This window comes from Xenophilus azovorans DSM 13620, from assembly GCF_000745855.1.
GTDB lineage: Bacteria > Pseudomonadota > Gammaproteobacteria > Burkholderiales > Burkholderiaceae_C > Xenophilus > Xenophilus azovorans.
Genome location: NZ_JQKD01000131.1, coordinates 1 through 1,333 on the forward strand (window position 1 = coordinate 1; position 1,333 = coordinate 1,333).

The following is a 1,333-nucleotide window of genomic DNA, read 5'->3' on the forward strand; positions in this document are numbered from 1 at the left end:
ATGCGCTGCATCTGGCAGCCGCAACCGCACACCGTGGACTCGGGCTCGTGGTGCACGTCGCGCCGCGGCAGGTGCGGCGGCAGTGCCTGCCGCTTGGGCGTCTTCTTGCCAGTCTTGTCGCCGGGAGCATCGCCGTCGGCACCCAGCCTCTTGATCTCCCGATAGAGCTCGGCCAGATCTTCGTCCAGCGTGTCCTCCAGCAGGCTCTTCTGCTCGGCGCTGCCGGCGAACTTCTCGCTCGTCGCGGCAAACTTCATGCGCTTGAGCACCGCCACTTCGTGCGTGAGCTTGTCGATGAGCGCCTGCTTGAACGCCGCGTCTCGCTCGCGCTGCTCGATCAGAGCGTCCTTGGCGCGCAATTGCTCGTCGCGCGCGGCCACCTCCGCCATCAACGACAACATCGCCTGCCGCACCTGCGGGTCCAAGGCTTCCAGCTGCTGCGCGCTGATCATGGAGTGTGATCGTCGCGCACCACTGCGCCGATCACATCGGCATATCCAGCAATTGCCAAGCCTCGAGAGCCTTGGCTCAGATCACGCGGATGATGCCGGCTTCTCCCAAGCGCTGCCACGGCAGGCCCAGCACCAGCGCATCGAACTGAGTTCGGCTCAGACTCAGGGTGTGCGCGCTGTCAGTCGACCAGACGAACTTGCCCGCGTTGAGTCGTCGGGCAGCCAGCCACACGCCGATGCCGTCATGCACGAGGACCTTCATGCGGTTGGCTCGCCGATTGGCGAACAGATAGGCGTGATGCGGACGGGCTTCGCCGAACACCTTCACCACGCGGCCCAATGCCGCCTCAGTGCCGGCACGCATGTCCAACGGTTCGACCGCCAGCCAGATGACGTCGATGCGAATCACCGCAGCAACTCGCGCAGCCACGTGCCGCACTCGGTGGCTAGTGCCGCCGGCCAGGTCACCACGATGGTCGTGGAACCTCGCCTGACTTCCATGCGAATTTCGCTCGCCGGCGTGACCGGCGCAGGCAGTTGCACGGGCACGAAGGACGACGACACAGCCTCGGTGCTGGGCAAAGCTTTGCGAGCGGTGCCTTCCGCCATTCCGCCAGGCGACACCTCCGCGTCCCGCACCCAGCGGCGCAGCAGGTTTGCATTGATGCCCAGTGCCATCGCCACGGATGCCATGGAGACACCGGGCTGCGCGGCTGAAGCGACCGCATGGGCCTTGAATTCGTCGCTATGTAAACGACGGCGTCGCCGGTCGCCCGACGCCTGAGGAGAGATAGTGTGCACGTGTCCACCAACAGTCGTAGTGGATACGAGCATCCTTTGCTCCTAAGCCGCATTCAAGATGGGTTTGCCGGACGCATACG

Annotated in this window: 3 protein-coding genes; all 3 read right to left on the reverse strand. The window is 64.9% G+C overall.

Features of this window, described 5'->3' with window-relative positions; genetic code table 11:
- Positions 1-452 (reverse strand): IS66 family transposase (locus Q392_RS26375; RefSeq protein ID WP_038215687.1); only part of this gene is annotated, 452 nt, incomplete at its 3' end.
- A 76-nt stretch (positions 453-528) separates the two neighbouring features.
- Positions 529-861, reverse strand: a complete 333-nt coding sequence (gene tnpB, locus Q392_RS26380; protein WP_038215689.1) for an IS66 family insertion sequence element accessory protein TnpB — start codon at positions 859-861, stop codon at positions 529-531.
- Positions 858-1,286: a transposase gene (locus Q392_RS26385; protein ID WP_084217431.1), complete on the reverse strand. Its 429-nt coding sequence runs from the start codon at positions 1,284-1,286 to the stop codon at positions 858-860. Before Q392_RS26385 ends, tnpB begins: the two co-directional genes overlap by 4 nt.
- Between the last annotated feature and the right edge of the window lie 47 nt (positions 1,287-1,333).

Bases quoted from the DNA above. Each gene is read 5' to 3' on its own strand.
- Q392_RS26385 (WP_084217431.1), bottom strand. From the start codon at position 1,286: ATGCTCGTATCCACTACGACTGTTGGTGGACACGTGCACACTATCTCT.